Origin of the sequence: Roseibium sp. (genome assembly GCF_050301095.1) — a bacterium.
Lineage (GTDB): Bacteria > Pseudomonadota > Alphaproteobacteria > Rhizobiales > Stappiaceae > Roseibium.
Map to the genome: position 1 here is coordinate 1 of NZ_JBNKYW010000233.1, position 3,394 is coordinate 3,394.

At 58.6% G+C, this 3,394-nt stretch carries 4 protein-coding genes; all 4 read left to right on the top strand.

From position 1 onward, the window contains the following. The coding region (locus ACQY7U_RS20515) for a Flp family type IVb pilin (RefSeq protein WP_428648636.1) at nt 1-154 on the top strand (154 nt) is incomplete at its 5' end. A 262-nt stretch (nt 155-416) separates the two neighbouring features. Beyond that, nucleotides 417-1,337 carry a Flp pilus assembly protein CpaB gene (gene cpaB / locus ACQY7U_RS20520; protein WP_428648627.1) on the top strand — a complete coding sequence of 307 codons (921 nt, stop codon included), beginning with the start codon at nt 417-419 and terminating at the stop codon, nt 1,335-1,337. A gap of 60 nt (nt 1,338-1,397) precedes the next feature. After that, nucleotides 1,398-2,870 (top strand): type II and III secretion system protein family protein, encoded by a 1,473-nt coding sequence (locus ACQY7U_RS20525; RefSeq protein ID WP_428648630.1) that lies wholly within the window; start codon nt 1,398-1,400, stop codon nt 2,868-2,870. Beyond that, on the top strand, nt 2,851-3,144 hold the full coding sequence (locus tag ACQY7U_RS20530; protein ID WP_428648633.1) for a hypothetical protein: 294 nt from the start codon (nt 2,851-2,853) through the stop codon (nt 3,142-3,144). Before ACQY7U_RS20525 ends, ACQY7U_RS20530 begins: the two co-directional genes overlap by 20 nt. Nucleotides 3,145-3,394: the final 250 nt, after the last annotated feature.

The following is a 3,394-nucleotide window of genomic DNA, read 5'->3' on the forward strand; positions in this document are numbered from 1 at the left end:
AGAAGATGGGGTTGCACTCACCGAGTATCTGATGCTTCTCGGTCTCCTCGTTGCAGGTGTCATCGTCGCGGTGACAGCAGCGGGCACTAACCTCGCCGCAGCATGGGACAGCTGGGGCACCTTCTGGACCACCACGGTTTCCTATTCCGGGTAATTTCTCAAGATCTGCAACCGCGTCTATGCACGGCGCGGTTGCTTGTTCTAATGGTCAGGGCCGTCCTGACCATTAGAATAGCTTTATAGAGGAACCTGGCCCGCAAAATGGATGCCGGGGACTTTAGCGGCAGATAACGGTGGTGAAATCTGCGCTTACCTTTGCAAGCGTTAACCGGTGAATTTGGGGCAGAATAAACAAGGTGACCGCAGCGCGGTTGCCAACGCCCGGATTTTCCGGGAGCCAATCAGTGGAGGCTGTCATGCGTAGATCGACGTTCTTCAGTATCACGGTGTCTGCATTTCTCGGCGTTGCCGCCGTGTTCGGAACCAAGGCGTATCTGAACAACCAGCGCCTTGCGATGCTCAGCGCCCTTGCCACACCAGAGCCGGTGGTCAGTGAAATAGTCGTCGCTTCTCAGAGGTTGCGGTTCGGAACCCGCCTTGAAAGGCAATCCTTCAAGACAATCGAATGGCCGTCTTCGGCCTTGCCTCCCGGCGCCTTCAGCTCCATTGACGACATCATCGGCGACGGAGACAAGCCTCGCTATGTCAAGGCCTCGATCGATGTCGGTGAACCTGTCCTGGATACCAAGATCACGGGTTTCGGCGAACGCGCCACCCTGTCTTCCGCGGTCACACCCGGCCTGAAGGCGGTGTCCATCCGCGTCAATGATGTGCTTGGCGTCGCCGGCTTCGTCTTGCCTGGTGACCGGGTCGACATCATGCTGACTCGTACCCAGCGGCGCAGTTCCACGACCGGAGCCTACACCGATGTGCTTTTGCAGGGTGTCAAGGTTCTTGCGATCGATCAGTCGGCGGACGACAGGGCCGACAAGCCGAACGTGGTCCGCACGGTGACGCTGGAAGTTGCGACAAATGAGGCACAAAAGCTGGTCCTCGCCCAAAGAGTTGGACAATTGTCGCTGACTTTGCGTAATATCGCGTCCGCAGATGTCGAGGAGATTGTTCCGGTCAATATTGCCGATCTCGGGGGAGCGGAAGTCGCCTCCGGGCTGGAGACCAATTCCGTTACGGAAGAGTTAAACAATCAAGCCGATAATGATGCTATCGTAACCGGGACGACGTCCCGATTCGCGGTGATTGGTGTTTCGCGAGGGGTCGATCGCGTTGAATATAAGGTCGGCAAGGATCTGGCAGTCGGGTCCTCGTTCGGCAGGTAATCTTGTTTGGGCGGAAGTATGAAACGAATGTCTTTGTTCATGTTATTCTGCCGGTGGTGCGTGTCTCGACTGGCCGTTCCGCTGGTGCTGCTTGCCGCGGTCGTCGGGGCAAACCTCCTGGCGGTGGATGCCGGCAGAGCTCAGGTTCAGGAAATTTCCGTCTCGATCAGCAATGCCAGCGTCAGCCGGATGGAGGTCAGGCTCGGGTCGACGCTGACCGTACGCACGAACAGGGCGTTTTCCGACCTGGTGGTCGGAAATCCGAACGTGGCCGATATCGTACCGCTGACGGAACAGTCACTTTATATCCAGGGCAAGTCTCTCGGCCTCACCAACATCTCGATCTATGACGACGCGAAAAACCTGCTTGGCATCATTGAGATCAAGGTTCAGTACGACTTCGCCGAGGTCGGTGCCGCCGTGCGGGCGGCCGCTCCAGGCTCGGCAATCAGCGTGTCCAACGTCGGCAACAAGATCCGATTGAGCGGACAGGTGGCCGATGCCATTCAACTCGGACGAGTTTTGGAAGTCGCGCAGCAGTTTTCCGAGGATCCGGTCATCAACGCTCTTACGGTGCGGTCGCCGCAGCAGGTGGCCCTGGAAGTGCGTGTGCTGGAGGCCAGCCGGCAGATCGGCCGCGACCTCGGCATCAACTGGTTCGGCCGCAGCACCACCTCCATATTCAAAAGTGGTTCCCGTGGACAGGTTGCCCCGAACGATGACACCGGGCTTCTGCAGCATGTGCTCGGCTCCGGCGCCAGTGCCGTGCAGCAGGGCGCGCTCCCGTTCGGGACGCTGGTGGCGAATGTGCTCAGCATTTCGGGCCTGAACATCGACGTGTTGATCGATGCCTTGGAAGGCAAGGGCCTCGTGCGCCGTCTGGCGCAGCCCAACCTGACCACCATCAGCGGTGAAGCCGCCCGTTTCCATGTCGGGGGCGAGGTGCCCATCCAGACCGCAGTTTCGAATTCCGGCGGCGTTGCCACCTCAACGGACTACCGTCCCTTTGGTGTCCGTCTCGAGTTCGTGCCAACCGTTCTGGACGGCTCGCGCATCAACCTGCGTGTCATGACGGAAGTCAGTGATATCGACAATTCCATCGATGTGAACGGCAATCCGGGCTTCACCTCGAGACGTGCGGAAACCGTAATAGAGTTGCGCGACGGGCAGAGTTTCGGACTGGCCGGGTTGCTTGAGACCGTGAACGCCAGGGATATTCAGCAGTTGCCGTGGCTCGGTCAGGTGCCGGTTCTGGGAGCGCTGTTCCGCTCGACAAGTTTCCAGAAACGGGAAACCGACCTGGTGATCGTCGTCACGCCGCGTCTGGTGAGACCCGCCAAACCGGGAGAGAAGCTGGCATCGCCGCTTGACCAGACCCGGTCTTCCGACGATTTCGAACTCTTCGCGCTGGGCCTCATGGAAGTTGACAAGGACATGATCAGGAAAGCGCGCAATGGCGAAGGCGTTACCGGTCCCTATGGCCACATGATCGATTTGAAATTCGGGGACGGGTATGTCTATTCGAAAAAGTGATTTCTTGAAGGGAATTGCAGGCCTGACGGTGGCTTTCCTGCTGTCGGGATGCGCCGATTACATGAGCCGGCGGGATTCGGTGACGGCTGGTGCGGGCAATGCAATGGATGCGAATGTCGGCATTCAGACGATCCAGCCGTTCCCGGTTGCCGCCGAGCACACCTATATTCCGGGGGACGGCAAAGCGGTGGCAAACGCGGAAAAGCGTTATGTGACGCCGGGCGATCCGGACGTGGTGACAAGCGGTTCGTCCGGTTCCGCGGAGATCCAGTAGTAACGGACGGGCAAGGAAACAGTTAGCGGCAGGGCATTCTGTGACAGAGGCTTCATGAAACTCAGGAAGGGCCGGTCATATGGTGAATGTGCCAATTTCAAAAGCTCAACGCAGATGGCGTAGACGCGGCTGTCTCGTCAAAGAAGACGGCTACGCGGTAACTCTCGCACTCGTCGCAATGCCGTTGATCCTGGGCTTTGCGTTGCTGGTGCTGGATGCGTCGCGTGTCGTCAACTTGCACACGGATCTT

Coding starts and splice junctions, on each gene's coding strand:
- ACQY7U_RS20530 (WP_428648633.1), top strand. CDS start 2,851: ATGTCTATTCGAAAAAGTGATTTCTTGAAGGGAATTGCAGGCCTGACG.
- cpaB (WP_428648627.1), top strand. CDS start 417: ATGCGTAGATCGACGTTCTTCAGTATCACGGTGTCTGCATTTCTCGGC.